Origin of the sequence: Campylobacter concisus (assembly GCF_902460675.1) — a bacterium.
GTDB lineage: Bacteria > Campylobacterota > Campylobacteria > Campylobacterales > Campylobacteraceae > Campylobacter_A > Campylobacter_A concisus_AJ.
Genome location: NZ_CABPUQ010000001.1, coordinates 448,423 through 467,171, shown reverse-complemented (window position 1 = coordinate 467,171; position 18,749 = coordinate 448,423). Strand labels below are relative to the sequence as shown.

General features: G+C 41.0%; 14 protein-coding genes. 7 read left to right on the top strand and 7 right to left on the bottom strand.

Translation table 11 applies throughout. The features are described 5' to 3' along the window. The first annotated feature begins 207 nt into the window (after positions 1 to 207). Positions 208 to 651, top strand: coding sequence for a hypothetical protein (locus tag F3G88_RS02305; protein ID WP_103616658.1), 444 nt, complete (start codon positions 208 to 210; stop codon positions 649 to 651). A 61-nt stretch (positions 652 to 712) separates the two neighbouring features. On the opposite strand, the gene F3G88_RS02300 is transcribed toward F3G88_RS02305, so the two are convergent. Further along, positions 713 to 3,088, bottom strand: a complete 2,376-nt coding sequence (locus F3G88_RS02300; protein WP_009295196.1) for a ribonucleoside-diphosphate reductase subunit alpha — start codon at positions 3,086 to 3,088, stop codon at positions 713 to 715. A gap of 363 nt (positions 3,089 to 3,451) precedes the next feature. After that, positions 3,452 to 4,783, bottom strand: coding sequence for an adenylosuccinate lyase (gene purB, locus F3G88_RS02295; protein ID WP_103557810.1), 1,332 nt, complete (start codon positions 4,781 to 4,783; stop codon positions 3,452 to 3,454). A gap of 187 nt (positions 4,784 to 4,970) precedes the next feature. Between purB and F3G88_RS02290 the strand changes: the two genes are divergently transcribed. Further along, positions 4,971 to 5,885 carry a pseudouridine synthase family protein gene (locus F3G88_RS02290; protein WP_103557811.1) on the top strand — a complete coding sequence of 305 codons (915 nt, stop codon included), beginning with the start codon at positions 4,971 to 4,973 and terminating at the stop codon, positions 5,883 to 5,885. Positions 5,886 to 6,198: 313 nt separating this feature from the next. On the opposite strand, the gene rlmN is transcribed toward F3G88_RS02290, so the two are convergent. Genes rlmN through F3G88_RS02270 form a run of 4 tightly spaced genes read right to left on the bottom strand, consistent with a single transcriptional unit; the run spans position 6,199 to position 12,057 of the window. After that, positions 6,199 to 7,344 carry a dual-specificity RNA methyltransferase RlmN gene (gene rlmN / locus F3G88_RS02285; RefSeq protein ID WP_103573916.1) on the bottom strand — a complete coding sequence of 382 codons (1,146 nt, stop codon included), beginning with the start codon at positions 7,342 to 7,344 and terminating at the stop codon, positions 6,199 to 6,201. Further along, positions 7,341 to 8,021: a purine-nucleoside phosphorylase gene (locus F3G88_RS02280; RefSeq protein ID WP_103574593.1), complete on the bottom strand. Its 681-nt coding sequence runs from the start codon at positions 8,019 to 8,021 to the stop codon at positions 7,341 to 7,343. The genes rlmN and F3G88_RS02280 overlap by 4 nt, the downstream gene beginning before the upstream one ends. Next, the gene (hisF, locus tag F3G88_RS02275; RefSeq protein WP_103573391.1) at positions 8,021 to 8,776 is read right to left on the bottom strand and encodes an imidazole glycerol phosphate synthase subunit HisF; all 756 of its coding nucleotides are present in this window, start codon (positions 8,774 to 8,776) and stop codon (positions 8,021 to 8,023) included. The genes F3G88_RS02280 and hisF overlap by 1 nt, the downstream gene beginning before the upstream one ends. A 2-nt stretch (positions 8,777 to 8,778) precedes the next feature. Continuing rightward, positions 8,779 to 12,057, bottom strand: a complete 3,279-nt coding sequence (locus tag F3G88_RS02270; protein ID WP_149715268.1) for a DEAD/DEAH box helicase — start codon at positions 12,055 to 12,057, stop codon at positions 8,779 to 8,781. Positions 12,058 to 12,163: 106 nt separating this feature from the next. Between F3G88_RS02270 and rsmA the strand changes: the two genes are divergently transcribed. The 5 genes from rsmA (at position 12,164) to F3G88_RS02245 (ending at position 18,208) form a co-directional block, all read left to right on the top strand. After that, positions 12,164 to 13,006, top strand: coding sequence for a 16S rRNA (adenine(1518)-N(6)/adenine(1519)-N(6))-dimethyltransferase RsmA (rsmA, locus tag F3G88_RS02265; protein ID WP_149715929.1), 843 nt, complete (start codon positions 12,164 to 12,166; stop codon positions 13,004 to 13,006). Then, positions 12,972 to 15,125 (top strand): ribonuclease J, encoded by a 2,154-nt coding sequence (locus F3G88_RS02260; protein WP_180997058.1) that lies wholly within the window; start codon positions 12,972 to 12,974, stop codon positions 15,123 to 15,125. The genes rsmA and F3G88_RS02260 overlap by 35 nt, the downstream gene beginning before the upstream one ends. A 9-nt stretch (positions 15,126 to 15,134) precedes the next feature. Continuing rightward, positions 15,135 to 16,088: a KpsF/GutQ family sugar-phosphate isomerase gene (locus F3G88_RS02255; RefSeq protein WP_148787025.1), complete on the top strand. Its 954-nt coding sequence runs from the start codon at positions 15,135 to 15,137 to the stop codon at positions 16,086 to 16,088. Between the two features lies 1 nt (position 16,089). Next, positions 16,090 to 16,863, top strand: a complete 774-nt coding sequence (locus F3G88_RS02250; RefSeq protein WP_009295179.1) for a pseudouridine synthase — start codon at positions 16,090 to 16,092, stop codon at positions 16,861 to 16,863. A 73-nt stretch (positions 16,864 to 16,936) separates the two neighbouring features. Further along, the gene (locus tag F3G88_RS02245) at positions 16,937 to 18,208 is read left to right on the top strand and encodes a tetratricopeptide repeat protein (protein ID WP_087578076.1); all 1,272 of its coding nucleotides are present in this window, start codon (positions 16,937 to 16,939) and stop codon (positions 18,206 to 18,208) included. Between the two features lie 49 nt (positions 18,209 to 18,257). On the opposite strand, the gene F3G88_RS02240 is transcribed toward F3G88_RS02245, so the two are convergent. Continuing rightward, complete coding sequence (locus F3G88_RS02240; RefSeq protein WP_223228708.1) at positions 18,258 to 18,737, bottom strand: hypothetical protein; 480 nt, start codon at positions 18,735 to 18,737, stop codon at positions 18,258 to 18,260. Positions 18,738 to 18,749: the final 12 nt, after the last annotated feature.

Below are 18,749 nucleotides of genomic sequence, written 5' to 3'. Positions count from 1 at the left end.
ATATTTATCAAAAAATATAAAATTTTAGAGAGTTTTATTAAGTATATTTTTACGTATTTTAGGCATTTTTAACTAAAATTTTATTATTTTTACTTAAATAATTATTTTAATTTTAGTTTTTAAAATAGTGGATTTAAATTTTTCTTCCATATAGATCTTTATTTAATTTATGTTAATATTAGTCGATTTTCAAAAAAAGGAGTTTCAATGAAAAAAATCACAACGCTCGTCCTAGGTCTACTTTTAGCTGGCTGTGCATCATCCAACGGTGTAAAATCACCCGAAGATGGCATGATGAAAAGCTTTGCAAAATGCGCCCTAAAATCAGATAGCACAGTCATTATGCTAGTACCAAGTCGTGGCTTTCTTGCTGACGCAATAGCTAGCGCAACAACTAGTGTTTCAAACAACGACGGAGGTTTTTACAACAATCTAACGGATAAAATACAAGAAGGTGTGGATGCCTTTGTCATCTACGGCGAAAGTGGGATGAAAACGGAGTCACTCATGTCAAATGTCTTTACGAGACTAAAAGAGCGTAACGTAAATGGTATGCAGTTTTGTATATCAGCAGGAATAGAAAAGAGCGAGAAGCTAAGCAAGCTAGCAGATGAGCTTGGTATAAAATTAAGTTTTGTGACACTTCCGTAAATTTATAAATTTAATAGACAATTTAAAAAATTTAAGAGAGAAATTTCTCTCTTAAATTTAACTACTGACAACCCTCACACTCGATCGAACGGTCTGCTACGTCGTTTAGCTTTTCGCTGTCAGGGCTTTCAGAGCGTAGATAGTAGGTTGATTTTAGTCCAAGCTCCCATGCAAGCGTGTAAATTTCACTTAGATATCCGCCACTTGCTTTATCTAAGCTCATGAAAATATTTAAGCTTTGACCTTGATCGATCCATTTTTGGCGGATCGCGCCTGCTTTTATAAGAATTCTTTGATCAAGCTCGTAAGCTGGCGTGTAAAACTGCCAAGTATCAGGGCTTAAATTTGGCACGACATTTGGGATCATACCGCTTAGGTTGTGCTCAAACCACTTGCGTTTATAGACTGGCTCGATGGTCTGAGTGGTGCCAACAAGGATCGAGATCGAGCTAGTTGGAGCGATCGCCATTAGGTAGCCGTTTCTCATGCCGTCGCGCTTGACTTTTTCTCTTAGCTTGTCCCAGTCGCAGACATTTTCGTCAAATAGCCCGCCTTTGTCGTTTAAAAGCGCCTTTGCATTTTCGTTTGCAGTGTCTATCGGCATGATGCCTTTGCTCCATTTTGAGCCTTCAAATTTTGGATAGATGCCCTTTTCTACGGCTAAATTTGAGCTAGCGTAGATGGCGTTGTAGCTTATGTTTTCCATTATGCTGTCAATCAGCGCCAAATGCTCATAGCTGCCCCATTTTACGTTTTTCTCAGCTAGCATTTGCGCCTCGCCCATGACGCCAAGGCCGATCGAGCGAGAAGCTAGGTTTGTGTGTTTTACCTTTTTGTGCGGGTAGAAATTTAGGTCTATAACGTTATCAAGCATCCTGATAGCTATCGGCACGACACGCTCGATGTCCTCTTTGCTGTTTATCTTGCTTAAATTTATACTTGCAAGGTTGCAAACTGCCGTTTTACCCTCGATGCTCTCTTTTTCTACGATGAAAATTTGCTTGCCTTTTAGGCTATCAAGCGCGCTAAGCTTTTTGGCTTTTTTAGTTATGCCGCTATCAACCGTGACATCTTCTTCTTCGTCAAATAGCTCCTCGCCGCCGTCTTCATAAGTGATCTTGATCTTATAGTAGTTTGGCGCTGTGTTTTGGAAAATTTCGGTGCATAAATTTGAGCTTCTGATGATGCCCTCGTGGTCGTTTGGATTTGCTTTGTTGGCATTGTCTTTAAAGCATAAAAATGGCATGCCCGTTTCAAAATAGCTAGTTAAAATTTTCTTCCAAAGCTCTTTTGCAAGGATGGTGTTTTTCTGGATATTTTCGTCGTTTTCATACTCTAAGTATCTCTTCTCAAACTCTTCGCCGTAAAGGTCGCAAAGGTCGCTTACTTGAGCTGGGTCAAAGAGGCTCCAGCGGCCATTTTCTTTGACACGCTTCATAAATAGGTCGTTTATCCAAAGCGCAGGGAAAAGCTCGTGTGCACGGCGTCTCTCTTCGCCTGAGTTTTTACGAAGATCGAGAAAATCGCTCACGTCCATGTGCCAAGGCTCGATATAAACAGCGATCGCGCCCTTTCTAGTGCCTAGCTGATCGACCGCTACTGCGATGTCGTTTGTCACTTTTAAAAATGGTATGATACCACCGGCTGCGTTTTTGTGTCCGTCGATACTACCACCCATCGCACGCACCTTGCTCCAATCCCAGCCGATACCGCCGCCAAATTTTGAAAGAAGCGCCATCTCTTTGTAACTATCAAAAATGCCCTCGATATTATCAGGCGTGCTGCCTACGTAACAGCTGCTTAGCTGGTGGCGCGTAGTCCTTGCGTTTGAGAGCGTTGGCGTGGCTAACATCACTTCAAATTTAGAGATAAGATCATAAAATTTCTTAGCCCAGCCTTGACTATCTAGCTCGTTTTGCGCAAGAAACATTGCGATCGCCATAAACATGTGCTGTGGCAGCTCTATGGGCATACCGCTCTTGTCTTTGATAAGATAGCGATCATAAAGCGTCTTGATACCAAGATACGCAAACTGAAGGTCGCGCTCAGGCTTTATGTAGGCGTTTAGGTCCTCTAAGTCGTACTTCTCTTTTAGTCCAGGGATGATGCGGCCTACTTTTTCGCCCTTTGCGAGGTAGTCTTTTAGGTGGTTGTAGCCGTTAAAGCCAGTCACTTTGTGATAAAGGTCGAACAAAAATAGCCTCGCAGCGACAAATGTCCAGTTTGGGCGGTCGATGTCGATCTTATCAACTGCTGTTTTTATAAGAGTTTGCTGAATTTCCTCAGTCGTTATCATATCTCTAAACTGAATTTTCGCATCTACCTCAAGCTCGCTAAGACTTACGTTGCTAAGCCCTAGGACCGCTTCGTTTGTGTATTTTTTGATCTTGCTGATATCAAGCTCTTCTGTTCTGCCGTTACGTTTTATAACTTTCAAAAATATCTCTCCGTTTTAAATTTTAATTTGAGATTTTATCCAAAAAGATATAAAAACTCTCTTTGCCAAATAAATAAAAAATGATAAAAATAGAGCTTATCAAGTGCTTTAGCCAAAGCTCTCATATGTGAAAACAAACAGTGCAAAAACGCTAAGTGTGATGACTAGGTTAAACGGCCACCGTTGCTGCTAAATTTGACACTTTTAGGCTTAAATTTGACAAATAAATTTAAAAAGGTAGCGGTTGATTTGTGGCTGGGGCAAAGTGGCTAAATTTACTCGTGACGGCTGCGATGGATACGCTAAAGCTGTTTGTGATTAAGGTAGTTACAAGGGGCTAAATTTACCCCCTTGCTTTTAAATTTATTTGCCAAAGACTCTGGCGAAAATTTTATCTACGTTTTTAGTGTAGTAGTTGTAGTCAAAGCACTCTTTGATCTCATCTTTGCTAAGGCTCTTAGTTAGGTCCTCGTCATTTAGCAAATTTTGTAAAAATAGGCTGTGGCCTTGCTCGTCTATCGCTTTTTTGCCCTCTTGCAAGTCCGCCCAGACCTTCATGGCGTTGCGCTGAACGATCTTGTAGGCGTCCTCTCTAGAAATTCCACGCTGTGGTAGCTGCAAAAGCACACGCTGTGAAAAGACTAGGCCGCCTGTTAAATTTAAATTTTTCATCATATTTTCTGGATAGACGACTAAATTTGCTATCAAATTTTTGATGCGAACCAGCATAAAATCAGCCGTGATAAACATATCTGGCAGGATAAATCTCTCAACCGAGCTGTGGCTGATGTCGCGCTCGTGCCAAAGTGCGACGTTTTCAAGTGCAGGCGTGACGTATGAGCGTAGCACTCTGCAAAGGCCGGTGATGTTTTCGCTAAGGACTGGATTGCGTTTGTGTGGCATGGCACTTGAGCCCTTTTGTCCTGGGCTAAAGTACTCCTCCGCCTCATAAACCTCGGTCCTTTGGTAGTGTCTAACGGCAACTGCGATCTTCTCGCACGTAGAGGCTAGAACTGCGATAGCGCTTACCACATGGGCGTAGCGGTCGCGCTGGATCACTTGGTTTGACGCTGGGGCAGCTTTAAGGCCTAGCTCCTCGCAGGTCAGCTCTTCAAATTCCATCGGAGCGTGGGCTAAATTTCCCATAGCGCCTGAGAGCTTGCCGTAGCTGATCGTATCTTTTGCGTCTTTGATGAGCTTTAGCGCCCTTGCGATCTCGTCATACCAGATAGCAAGCACTAGACCAAAAGTTATCGGCTCGCCGTGGATGCCGTGGCTCCTGCCGACCATGAGCGTGTGCTTGTGCTCGTTTGCTCTGTCTTTGACCGCCTGCATGAACTCCTCAACGTCGCTGATGATGAGCTCTAGGCTCTCTTTCATCTGAAGTGCGACGGCCGTGTCGATGCAGTCGCTTGAGGTCATGCCGTAGTGCACGAACCTGCTCTCCTCGCCAAGGCTCTCGCTGACACTTGTTAAAAATGCGATGACGTCGTGCTTTGTCGTCTTTTCTATCTCGTCGATGCGAGCCACTTCAAATTTAGCGTTTTTGCAAATTTTCTCGCAGTCGCTGTCACTTATGAAGCCGAGCTTATTCCAAGCTTTAACGGCAGCTTTTTCTACCTTGAGCCAAGCGTCATATTTTGCCTGTATGCTCCACTTTTCAGCCATCTCTTTGCGTGAGTATCTTTCGACCATTGTTGAACCTTTTGTATTAGTTTGCTTTTGTCCTGAAAGTATAAATTTGGCTTTTTGGGCCGGAAATCACATCGTGTAATTTTCCTAAATTTAAGTTTTGATTATATAAAATCCGGGCTGAAATGTCGGTTATACGCTTATAAATTTGGGCTTAAGATAGCTCGCTCATTTTTCAAAAGGATCATTTTTGCCCTACGTAAATAAATTTATCGCCACTGCAGATCATCAAAAAGCTTATGAAATTTTACTGCAAAATGGCTTTAACATGAGCCAAACCCAGCGCCTTATCGATAAAGGCAGGCTGATCTGTGGCGGCAGTGTCGTGAGCGAGAAAAATGCCATTTTGTGCGGCGATGTCTTTTTGATCGACTATGAGGCCGAGGCAAAAGGGCTTAAGCCGATCTTTGAGTGCGAGAGCTTTGCGATATTTGACAAGCCAAGTGGCGTGCTGAGCCATCCAAACGGCAGACACTGCGACTACTCGCTAAACGATGAAATTTACACGCTTTTTGGGCGAGAAGCGAGCGTGGCACATAGGCTGGACTTTGAAACAAGCGGCGTGATAGTTGTGGGAAAAGATAGAAATTCTACGATAAAACTAAAGAAAATTTTTGAAAACAGAGAGGTTTATAAAAGCTACGTCGCGATGGTGCAGGGTAAGATCGAGCGAGAATTTACGATCGATGCTAAGATGGATCTGGCAAACAACTACGACGATGTGAAAATGCGAATGCAAATTTGTGAAAATGGAAAAAGTGCGGTGACTAAAATTTTGCCTATAAAGTATTTTGACGATATCGATACGACTTTGGTTCGGGCTATCCCGCTCACTGGCAGGCAGCATCAAATTCGTTTGCATTTGTTTCATGTGAAACACAAGATACTTGGCGAACCACTTTATGGTTTGTCACGTCCGCAGATCGAGAAAATTTTAGACAAAGAGATGAACGAGCGTGAGCGGATAAATTTAACTGGAGCAAAAAGACTCCTACTTCACTCGGACGAAATTTCATTTAAATTTGATGATATTTTTTACAAGATAAAGAGCAAATTTGACGCCGAAAATGAGTTTTATAAATTTGCAAAAGAAGCAAATAACTAAACTATTTAAATTTTAAAAAGTCTTTCTAGTAAAAATAATCTACAAAAATTTTTCATAATTTTGCTTTTAAATTTTCTTGCGAATAAATTTTATCTTATCGTCTTTTAAATTTAGGATAGAGTTTTTATCAAAATTAGAATTAAAAATTTGGCAATCCTTTTTTAGGCTTTAGTTTTCGCCCATAAATTTCATGCCAAATTTCTTAGACCTTATTTCGAGATTTTATTTTCCTCTTTCAAAACTTTTATGATCAAGCCAAGACCAACGCTAGCAATCAACACTATAAAAATTATCTCGGCGATATCAAGGGCTGTCATTTTTTACTCACGTTATCTTTATCGTTAGCAAGGTTTTCCTGTGCTTTGGCTGCGTTTTTGTCGCTAACGTTAGCTTTAAATTTAGGATTTTCATTTCGTTGTTTTAGTTGTCCGCAAGCAGCACTTATATCAAGCCCTTTGCTCTGTCTGATCGTGCAAGTGACACCATGATCTCTTAGGTATTCTTGAAATTTTAGCATGCTAGAAAGTTCAGGTCGTCCAAATTCACTGCCTTCATGCGGGTTAAAATAGATCAAATTTGCCTTTGCCTTGATTCCATGCAGTAGTTTTACCAGCTTTTTCGCATCACTAACGCTGTCGTTTAGGTCTTTGATAACAAGGTATTCAAACATCACACGCTTTCGCATATCAATAGGAAATCCCCTAACAGCATCCATAACGGCCTCGATATTATAGGCCTTATTTATTGGCATCAAGCGGCTTCTTAGCTCGTTAGTAACAGCGTGCAGCGATATAGCCAGCAAGACCCCAAGGTCCATCTCACCAAGCTTTTTTATCTGGCTACCAAGGCCACTAGTTGAAACGGTTTGACGGCGTGGTGATATGGCTAGACCTTCGTTTAGAGCTAAAATTTTTATCGCTTTACTAACGTTAGCAAGATTATCGAGTGGTTCGCCCATACCCATATAGACAACATTTATGCGCCTTTCGTATGGTATGTTATTCTCTCTTTTTATCCACAAAATTTGCCCTACGATCTCCCCAGCAGTCAAATTTCTAACAAGCCCACCCTTTGCTGTTAGACAAAAAGCACAGCCCATTTTACAGCCAACCTGCGAACTAACACAAACAGTATAACGAGCATGGCGACTGATCTTGCCATCTTCGTCACTAACCTCCTCTTTCATCGGTAACAAAACGCTCTCTATCCTTAGCCCATCTTTTAGCTCAAAAAGATACTTGATAGAGCCGTCACTACTTTGCTCAAATTTCACACATTTTAGAGGATCAAGATAAAATTTCTCAGCCAAATCCTGACGCATATCCCTTGGTAAATTGAGCATTTGGCTAAATTCTGTCGCATTTTTTTTATATACCCACTCATAAATTTGCGTCGCTCTAAAAGAGGGATAGACTAGCTCTTTTAACTCTTCGATGCTAAGATCAAGCAAATTTTTCACATATTTTCCTTTACATATTTTGTTAGTAGCTCTTTAGCAGCGGAGTGATTTTTTATAAAATCAGCATGTGCATTTTCATTACAAAAATTTGTCGCTACGAAAATTCCATAAGCTGGAATTTTAAAAATTTGAGCCACTTTTAGAACAGAAAAAAACTCCATATTTTCTAAAAAATAACCTTTTTTAAACATTTTATAAGCCAAATTTTTGTCTGTCGTTATGAAATTTGATGAATTTGTTTTGATAGTTCCACGTGAAACGATAGAAGAAATTTCACACTCTATCGGCGAATAAGATCTATTTTCTATGCTAGAAATTTCAACATTTGCCCCAACCGAGCTTTCATAAATTTGCAAAATTTCACCATCTTTATAAAGACCTGCCGAGCCAATAAAAACTATCTTTTCTGGCATTTGATATAAATTTCGCTCTGGGTTTTTTGATAAATTTTGGCTTATGTTTTGCAGCTCTGGGTTTGATGAGTTTGCAAATTTAGCCTCGATCTTTGCAAGGTAGTGCGGGTCAATATTTTTTAAATTTATAATCTTTTCATCTGCTCCCACACATGATCTTTTTTGCAAAAACTTTGTCAAATTTATCGCCATATCGACTAGCCCCACCCCCATAGGCAAGGCAAAGTCAAAAATTTCATTTTTTCCAGCGGAGATAACTAACATCAAAGTCTAACCTCAACGCCGTTTGCCTTAAGATACTCTTTTAGCTTTTTTATCTCGATCTCGCCAAAGTGAAATATCGAAGCAGCAAGGCACGCATCAGCCCCGGCCTCAAAAGCATCTTTAAAATGCTCCATTTTTCCTGCGCCACCACTTGCGATAGTCGGTATAGAAAGCGAACTAAAGATCTTTGTTAGCTCCAGACTAAAGCCCTGTTTGACGCCGTCATTATCCATAGATGTTAGCAATATCTCCCCTGCTCCGCGCGACTCGACCTCTTTTGCCCAAGCAAAGGCATCTTTTTTCGTATCGATCCTGCCGCCATTTATAAAAACACTATAACCATTTTTGATCTTTTTGGCGTCGATCGCTACGACGACACATTGCGAGCCAAATTTCTTAGCCGCTTCGTCGATCAAATTTGGATCTTTTATCGCCGATGAGTTTAGGCTCACCTTGTCGCAGCCCGCATTTAAAAGGCGAGAGATGTCGTCAATCGTTCGTATGCCACCTCCAACGGTTAGCGGTATAAAAAGCTTGCTTGCGACCTTTTTTACGACATCAACTATCGTATCACGGCCAAGGTGAGAGGCTGTTATATCCAAAAAACAAAGCTCGTCAGCGCCTTCATCGTTGTATCTTTTAGCTATCTCGACTGGGTCTCCAGCATCGACAAGTCCAACAAAATTTACACCTTTTACGACCCTGCCGTCTTTTACGTCGAGGCACGGGATTATGCGTTTTGCAAAATGATTCAAATTTATCCTTTGTCTATCTTTCTAGCTGCCACCTCAAAATATGGCAAACTCGCCCAATTTTCTCGGTTTCCAACTATATAAATAACCTCTTTTGCCCTTGTTAGCGCCACGTTTAGCAGGTTTGGCTTACTAGCGGCCCACGCTCTAGCACCCTTTGTAGCCCCACCTAACACAAAGACGATAACATCGGCCTCTTTGCCCTGCATAGTGTGGATAGTGCCAGCACCTTTTAAATTTCTACAAACATCTTTAAATGGCGTTATTATCCTGATGTTATAATTCTGACTAGCTAGCTCGCCCGCCAAAAGCTCTTTAACCACCTCACCCTCGGCTTTGTTGTAGTTGCCTATCCACTCCCCAGAGCTAACGTCTATCCACTTTGTTTGCACGTTAGTGTTTGCAAATTTACTAGCCTTATCTCGCCCAAGTATCATCATATCGTCGTATGTAGTCTCGTTTGAGATCTCAAACATAGGGTTAGCGCACCTTCTATGCACAATGAGTGGCGAGCCGACCCAGATACTCTCGCCGCTACCTTTTATATATGTGCCGATCTTTTGCGCTTTGTCGGCTCTTAGCTGCACAGAGGACTTAAGCAAGTTAAACTCATCTTTTGCCTCGCAGTAGCTAAGGATCGCGTTATTTAAACTAACAGGTAGTGTTACGACAGGCTCAAGCTGAAGCGGATCGCCGACCACGACAGCCATCTTTGAGCGAAGTAGTGCGCCTAACGCGTTAGTCAAATTTGCCTGCCCTGCTTCGTCTATCAAAAGCATGCCTATATCGCCATTTAAAAGATCTTTAAAAGTGTTATTAAACGAGGCAAAAGTCGAGCTAACAACTGGCGTTAGCAAAAATAAACCCTTGATGATCTCACGTCTATGTTTTGCGTCAAGGCCGTTTTTCTCAGCCATCTTTTCATCGTTAAAGATAACGCTAAGAGCACGTAAATTTGTCCTAACAGCCTCTTTGCAAGCAAATATCGCTGCCTTATGCAAATTTAGCGCCTCTTTAAAAAGCTCTATCCTAGCTCTAAAAAGCTTTGTCTTGTGAAATTTTTTGTCTATGCCAAATTCCATCATAAATGGCATACTCTTTTGCATTTCGTCATTACTCTCGCTAAAGCTGCCGTTTAGAAAGATATCTAGCTCCTCGCTCCTGCCAAGTATCTTTTGGCGTCTAGCAAAGTCACTTTGCAGCCTTTTGTAAAGATTTATCTTAGTGCCAAGCTCTGCTACCCTGCTCTCAAGCCCTGCTATCTCGCTTTTTAGCTCATTTAGCCTTGCCTCGTTTTTCTCTTTGCTCTCGCCATTTTGCTTGCTAGCTTTTAAATTTTGCTCGGCTATCTGGCGGTTTATCTCGCCGACCTTTAGCGCCTCGTCATTATACTTTTCAAAGGCCTCTGTCTTAAAAATTTGCTGAAAGGCAAAAAAGGCTGGCTTTTGCGGTAAATTTAGATAGTCCTGCAAGGCCTCATTTTGACTAACAACTCTTGTTAGCTCCTCTGCCTCCGCCTTTTTATCTTCAAGCTCGCCACTAACGCTAGCAAATTCGCTCTCAAGCGGAGATAAAAGCTCCTCTATATGCTTGGCTGAGTTATAGCTCTCAAGCCTTCTATCAACATCAGCTAGCTCACTTTTTAGGCTCTTTAGCTCCTCTTCTTTGATCCTGATCTCGCTAAAAAGTAAATTTACCTCGTGAAGTGCGAGATTAAATTTCTCCTTCGCTTCGTCAAAATCATCAATCCCTTCGCCAACTGCCAGATATTTGCCAAGCCCCATCAAAAAGCCATCTTGCTCCAAAAATTCGCCATACTCTTTTGTGATCTTGTCATACTGGCTGTGAGTAGCCTCGATCTTTACGCCATTAATTGCGTTAAAAACGAAATTTGACTTGTTTTGCTTTGAGCCAAGCGCCACGCAAAATAGCCCCCAAGCCGGCTTTGAGATAAAGGACTTCTCGCCAAATTCAGTCTTTTCATCAGCCGAGAGCAGCCTTGTGGCTATAAATTTAAAATAATCAATCTCACCCGCATAATCCCCTATGCTCTTTAACTGGCTTAGCTCCTTGCTCAAAATCTCAACCGCGCCATTGTTGCAAGAGCTAACGACCATCTCGTAGCCTTGAAGCTCGTCATTTAGCCTAAAATAAAGCGCCTTTTCATCACTGTCATAAACTGGCTCAAAGATATCATGTCTGCTCATTTGCGCGAGCTTCATCGCCCTAAGCGTCACCACTTCAGCCATCACGTCCTTTAAAAGCGTCGTTTTCCCCGTGCCTGGAGCGCCATTTACGCTATAAGTCCCGCCGTTGCCTTCTTTAAATTTCTCTATGATGTTATTTAGCGCCATTTGCTGTGAGAAATTTAGTGCAAAATCACTCGCAAAAGCCGATCTTGGGTAGCGCTCAGCCTTAAAAAAGTCCCTAACAGCCCTTTGATTTAGCTCATCTCTAACATCAAGCCTCTCAAATTTATTCTCACCGCCCTCGTCTAAAAACTGATCCGTCAGCTCGTGCGTCCTGCCTGACTCGTAAAATTTGATAAGCAAATTTATATCATCTATAAAAAAACTATTTAAAAGTGCGTCGTTCTCTTTAAAATTTGGGTCAGCAATCCTTACTTCAAGCCTGATCACATCTTTGCAAAATGGCGTCTTTAGCGAGCTTTTTAGCTCCTCATGGGCTGCTTTGACATAGTCGCTAAGCCTCATTTTCTCTTTATGGATAGAAATTTTATCCTTGATGTGCTCGCACTCTTTGTTAAAGTCATTTTGACTGATCTCTTTTAAGTGGTTTAGGCGCACCATCGCCCATGGAGCCGTTGGGATAAAGAGCTCATTTGATGAGTTTGGCGTGAAAAATGGGCTTAACTCATCATCTAAATTTGCATCTTTTAAAGCAAAATTTTGCTCATTTTTGCAAAAGAGTAGATCCCCAGAGAGCTTAAGCTTATAACAAAATGCCTTTTCAAAGCTCGTTTGCTCAGAGCGTAGCTCATCTAAAATTTGCTCTTTTTCAAATTTCACCTTTGCTAGCTTTGATATCGCAAGGGCGAGCAAGTCAGTCTCAAAAATGCCGCCATAAATCGAAATTTCTACACCATTTTTTAAAAGCGACCTGTCAAATGCTCTTAAAATTTGCATAAATTTCTCATCGAAATTTGCTATCTCAAGGTCCATTGATTTTTTAAATTTGCTATTTGTCTTTTTTGGTTCGTCTAAGGTTTTTGGCTCTAAATATTGTGATAATAAAAAGTATTTTAAGGTATTTGCCCTACTCAAATTTGTGCCTTATTTTGTTGTTATTTAGTGATTATAGTCCATTTTATATATGATTAAACTAAACTTGTAATCATTGTATAAGTAATTTTTGGCTAATATCGCGGCTATGATAAAGGCAAAAAAGCACTTTGGACAGAATTTTTTACAAGACAAAGCGACACTAGATAAGATCATCCAAGCGATACCCAATGACGTAGAAAACGTCGTTGAGATTGGGCCTGGCTTAGGTGATTTGACATTTAGACTTTTGCAAATTTATAAGACGACCTCTTTTGAGATAGATTGTGAGCTGTTTCAAATTTTAAAGGTCAAATTTGCAAATGAGATCCAAAATGGACAATTAAAACTTTTTTGTAAAGATGCTTTAGAGCAGTGGCAGCAAGAGGGCGGACTAAGTAGCCAGAACTACTTTTTAGTCGCAAATTTGCCCTATTACGTTGCTACGAAGATGATACTAAATGCGATAGATGACGAAAAATGCCTTGGGCTTATCGTGATGATACAAAAAGAGGTTGCTCTTAAATTTAGTGCAAAGAGCAAGGATAAAGAATTTAGCGCTTTATCGATCCTCGCTTCACTACAAGGCAGGTGCGAGCTTTTGTTTGACGTGGATGCAAAGCTTTTCAACCCACCTCCAAAGGTCACATCTTCAGTCATCAAACTACAAAAAACAAAAAAGATTTTTGGCAAAGACGGGATTTTCAAAGATGCAAAACAATACGAGGCTTTTAAAGCATTTTTAAGAGCTGCGTTTGCTTCGCCAAGAAAGACGCTTTTGAAAAATTTATCCACAAATTTTGACAAAAAGGCGTTAGAAGAAATTTTTGAAGACCTAAGCTTAGCTCAAAATTTACGTCCACACGAACTAGATGTCGATTCTTATCTAAAAGTATTTGAAAGATTAAAGGAAGATAATGAACGACAAAAACGAAGAGAAAGTTGTAACTAACCAAAGCAAAAACAACAAAAGACGAAGATTTAGACCAAAAAACAAGCCAAAACAAGAGGGCGAAACTACCGAGCAAACATCACTAGCAAGCAAAAGCGTGATAGATAACTTCTTTGCAGCAGAGCAGGCTGAAGCCAAAACGCATGCCGAGCCAAAGAGTCAAAATCCTCGCCCAAAAAAGCAAAGAAATAACAAAAATCAAAACAAAACTGGCGAAAACAATAAGCCAAAAGAGCAAAAACAGCAAAAAGAAAAGCCAAAACAAGAGCCAAAAGCTGAAGCTAAAAATGAGGCAAAAGAGCAAAAAGAGAAGCCAAAAAAGGCTAAAAAACCAAAGAAAAATTTACCAGCAAAGCTAAATGGCAACGAGCAGTGGCAACAAGACATCGCAAGCGCAATGGAGGCAAACAAAGCCACTCATGAGCTAAGACTTGAGCCACTAAAATATCTAAACTCAAGCGAGCATAAAATTCGCATAACGCCACTTGGCGGTCTTGGTGAGATCGGCGGCAATATGACCGTCTTTGAGACCGAAACTAGCGCTATCATCGTTGATATCGGCATGAGCTTTCCAAGCGAGAGCATGCACGGCGTGGATATCCTCATCCCAGACTTTGACTACGTTCGCAAGATAAAAGATAAGATAAAAGGCGTCATCATCACGCACGCACATGAGGATCACATCGGCGCGGTGCCTTATTTTTACAAAGAGTTTAAATTTCCTATCTACGCCACACCGTTACCGCTTGGCATGATAAATAATAAATTTGAAGAGCACGGACTAAAACAAGAGCGCTCACTCTTTAGATCAGTCGAAAAAAGAAAACCATATCTCATAGGTGACTTTGAGGTCGAGTGGATACATATAACTCACTCTATCATCGACGCCTCAGCACTTGCGATCACGACAAAGGCTGGCACTATCATCCACACAGGCGACTTCAAGATCGACCACACGCCGATAGATGGCTACCCAACAGACCTTGGCAGACTAGCGTATTATGGCGAGCGTGGCGTGCTTTGTCTATTAAGCGATAGCACAAACAGCTACAAAGAGGGCTTTACGAAGAGCGAAAGCAGCGTTGGCAAGACCTTTGACGCGATATTTTCAAAAGCAAAAGGCCGCGTCATAATGAGCACATTTAGCTCAAACATCCACCGCGTCTATCAAGCGATCGAGTGGGGCTTAAAATACAACCGCAAAGTCTGTGTCATCGGCAGATCAATGGAGAGAAATTTATACACTGCTATGGAGCTTGGCTACATCAAGCTCGATAAGAAAATTTTTATCGATGCAAACGAGGTTGGTAAATTTAAAGATGACGAGGTGCTTATCGTAACTACTGGCTCTCAGGGTGAGACTATGAGTGCGCTTTACCGCATGGCGACAGATGAGCACAAATATATAAAGATAAAGCCGACCGATCAGATCATAATCAGCTCAAAAGCGATCCCCGGCAACGAAAACAGCGTCTCAACGGTGCTAAATTTCTTACTAAAATCAGGTGCGAGCGTCGCTTATCAAGACTTTAGCGAGATCCACGTCAGCGGCCACGCAGCGCAAGAAGAGCAAAAGCTGATGCTTCGCCTCATAAAACCAAAATTTTTCTTGCCGGTGCATGGCGAGTACAACCACATCGCAAAGCACAAAGAGACGGCCATTAGCTGTGGTGTGGATGAGAGAAATATCTATCTAATGAGCGACGGCGATCAGATGGAGGTTTGTCAAAAGTACCTAAAACGTGTAAAAACTGTAAAAACTGGTAAAGTCTTCATAGATAATCAAATAAATAAACAGATAGCAGACGACGTCGTGATCGACAGACAAAATCTCGCTGAAGCAGGTGTCGTCATGATAATTGCTCAAATTTCACGTCACGGCGCAAAACTCATCAACAAGCCTCGCGTCATCAGCTACGGCCTTGTGGGTGACAAGCAAGACGCTGAGTTTAGAAAAGAGATGGAGGGCGTGCTAGAACAATACCTAAGCAACGTCAAAGAGGAGCTTTTGAAAGATAGCAGACTACTCGAGTCACAAGTGCGTCAAGTGATCAGAAAGCACATCTTTAGAAAGGTCAAAAAGTACCCAACTATCGTGCCGATCATCTATCTAATGTAAGGGAAATTTATGCAGACAATGAACCAAATCGCCGCTAGAGTCTTAGAGATAGAAGCAAACGAGCTTTTAAGACACGCTAAAAGCGTAGAGATAGAAGATGCTGTAAATTTGATATATAACGCAAAGGGCAAGGTCATAGTCACAGGCGTAGGCAAGAGCGGTCATGTAGGTGCAAAGATCGCTGCTACGCTTGCAAGTACTGGCACGCCAAGCTTTTTCTTACATCCGACAGAGGCCATGCATGGAGATCTAGGCATGATAGAAAAGGACGATGTTTTGTTAGCCATTAGCTTTAGTGGCGAAAGCGATGAGCTTATAAAAATTTTACCTCACGTAAAGCGCTTTGGCGTAAAGATCGTCGCAATGGCAAGAAGTAAAACAAGCTCGCTTGGTAAATTTAGCGATGCATTTATTAGCATAGATGTAGAGAAAGAGGCCTGCCCACTAAATGCCGCTCCAACAGCATCAACCACACTAACGCTAGCTCTTGGCGATGCGTTGGCTGTTTGTTTGATGCAAAGGCGAGGCTTTAAAAAAGAGGACTTTGCAAATTTTCATCCAGGTGGTAGCCTTGGAAAGAGGCTATTTTTAAAGGTCAAAGATGTGATGAGAAGCGAAAATTTACCGATAGTTCGCTGGAATGCGAGCCTAGAAAAAGCAATCGATACTATGACACACGGTAAACTTGGCACAGTCCTAATCGTCGATAAAGATGGTGTGTTAGATGCTATTTTAAGCGACGGTGACCTTAGACGTGCACTTATGCGAGAGGACTTTGACCTAGAAGAGCCAGCGATAAAATTTGCAACCTTGCATCCAAAAGAGATAAACGACAAAGAGATGTTAGCCGTAGATGCGTTAGCCCTCATAGAAAAGTATAAAATTCAGCTTCTAGCTGTCGTAGAAAATGGCGTGCCTGTGGGTGTTTTACACATCCATGACCTTGCAAATTTAGGACTATAAAATGGAAAAAACAAGACTAAATAAATTTATCTCACATAACACAAACTACTCACGCCGTGAGGCAGATGAGCTGATAAAAGCTGGCAAGGTTAGCATAGCAGGGCGTGTGGTTAGCGACCTTGCTACAAGTGTGGATGAAGATGATAAAGTGCGCATAAATGGGCGTTTGATAAAGCTAAAAAAAGAATTTACCGTTATCGTTTATCACAAACAAAAGGGCGAGCTAGTTAGTAAAAAAGATGACCGCGGACGAAAGACGATCTACGACACATTAGATAAGAAATTTGCCAAATTTGTTAGTGTGGGACGCTTAGACTACGCAAGCGAGGGGCTACTTTTACTAACTGACGCCCCAGCGATCGCCACAGCGCTAATGAATAGCGACTTAGAGCGCGAATACTACCTAAAGGTAAAAGGTGAGGTGACAAAAGAGGTGATAGAGGCAATGACAAATGGCTTTTTTGCCAAGGACGCCACCAAAGGCGCTCACGCAAAAACTACTATAAAATCAATGGAATTTAAGCCATTTCTAGCCTACAAAGTCTTTGGCTCAAGTGGTGGCTATACAAAACTAAAGGTCATCATAAATGAGGGTCAAAATAGGGAGCTTCGCCGCTTCTTTGGCTACTTTGACCTTGAAGTGATGGATCTAAAACGTGTTAGTTTTGGGCGCGTTAGTCTTGATATGCTAAAGCCTGGCAAATGGCGCTACTTTGAAAACAGCGAATACGAAGACCTAAGAGACTTTTTAAAAGTTAATAACGTTAGATACTAACATCAGGCTTGTTTCTCTAACAAAGAGGCAAGCCAAACCACAATAACTACAAATTTACAAAAATGGAGAAAAAATGAAAAAGGCTGTTCTTTTATACACAATCTTACTAACTATTGGATTCTCCAAGGATCTAGTAGAACTTGGACTTGAGGCTTACAGCAAAGGTGACTACAACAAAGCAGTCGAGATATTTACTAAAACTTGTAATGATGGAAATAATGGCAATTGCTATAATTTAGGACTTTTGTATATAAATGGCCAGGGTGTAAAACAAGACTACAATAAAGCAGCTAAATTATACGAAAAGGCTTGTAATGGTGAAATTATTCAAGCTTGTTATAACTTAGGATTTTTATACTATAACGGTCAAGGCACTACACAAGACTACTATAAAACTGCTCAATTGTGGCAAAAAGTTTGTGATGCCAAATATAGTATTGGTTGTTATAATTTAGGGCTTTTATATGAGGATGGTCAAGGTGTAGAGCAAGACCACAATAAGGCGGCTAGATTATACGAGGAAGCTTGCAATAATGGACATGCACTAAGCTGTTCCAATCTAGGTGTTTTATATATAAAAAACCAAGGTGTAGAACAAAACTATAACAAAGCCATAGAGCTATACAATAAATCTTGTGACGGTAAAAATGCTATAGGTTGTTTTAATTTAGGAAATTTATACGAAGAAGGCAAATATCTAAAGCAGGACTACTATAAAGCGGCCAATCTATATAAACAAGCTTGTGATGGCGGATATGCTAATGGCTGCTATAATCTAGGTAATTTTTATGAAAGAGGACAAGGGGTAGAGCAGGACTATACCAAAGCTATCAAACTATATGAAAAAGCTTGCGATGGCAATATCGCCCAAGCCTACCACAATTTGGGAGTTTTATATGTAAATGGTCTGGGTGTAGAGCAAGACTATTATAAGGCAGCTCAATTATGGCAAAAAGCTTGCAATGACAGATACAGTATGAGTTGTTACAACTTAGGAATTTCATACAATAATGGCCAAGGTGTGAAACAAGACTATTATAGAGCGGCTGATCTATACAAACAAGCTTGTGACGATGGAGTTAATGATAGTTGCTCTAATTTAGGAATTTTATATGAAAACGGTCAAGGTGTAGAGCAAGACTACAGTAAATCCCTAGAATTATATGAAAAAGCTTGCGATAATGGATACAATCGCGGTTGTTTTAATTTAGGAGCTTTTTATCTAAAAGGCAAAGGCGCAAAACAAGACTACCACATAGCAAAAGAATATTTTTATAAAGCTTGCGAATTAGGGCTTCAACCAGGGTGTGACGTTTATAAAAAGTTAAACGAAAAAGACCTTTAATACTAAAAATAATCCAACAGGGTTCTAGCAAATTTAGAGCTTCATAAATTTATATCTTATTTTCTGAAAGTAGGATGTTTATGTATGGATTTAGCAGCGTTTCGCCACGTGCTGCATAGAGCAAGACCTCTTTAAAGTAGTTGTCGCATATGCCGTAAGTGTGAAACTCATACGCCCCTATGCCGTATCCCATCGGCGTAATATCAACCCTCGAGTACCAGGCATTTTGCGCTGGGATGTAGCGGTTTGTATCTCTTGAATAGACATATAACTTGATCTTATCTTTGCTCTTTTGCGCCATATACCAGATGAAAGAATTTGTGATGTCGTTAAAGAAGTAGATGTCGCCATTTGGCATGATCGCCTGGGCTGTGTCGTTGTTATCAGCGATGAGCGTTCTACTCTCATAACATATATATTTATTTGACGTGAGCACCTCGATCGGCTCTGATTTGTCACTATGTGAAACTAAAATTTTATCGTCGCTTATGTCGGCATTATAGGCAAGCACAGCTAAGACTAGAGCCAACAAACAAAGAGA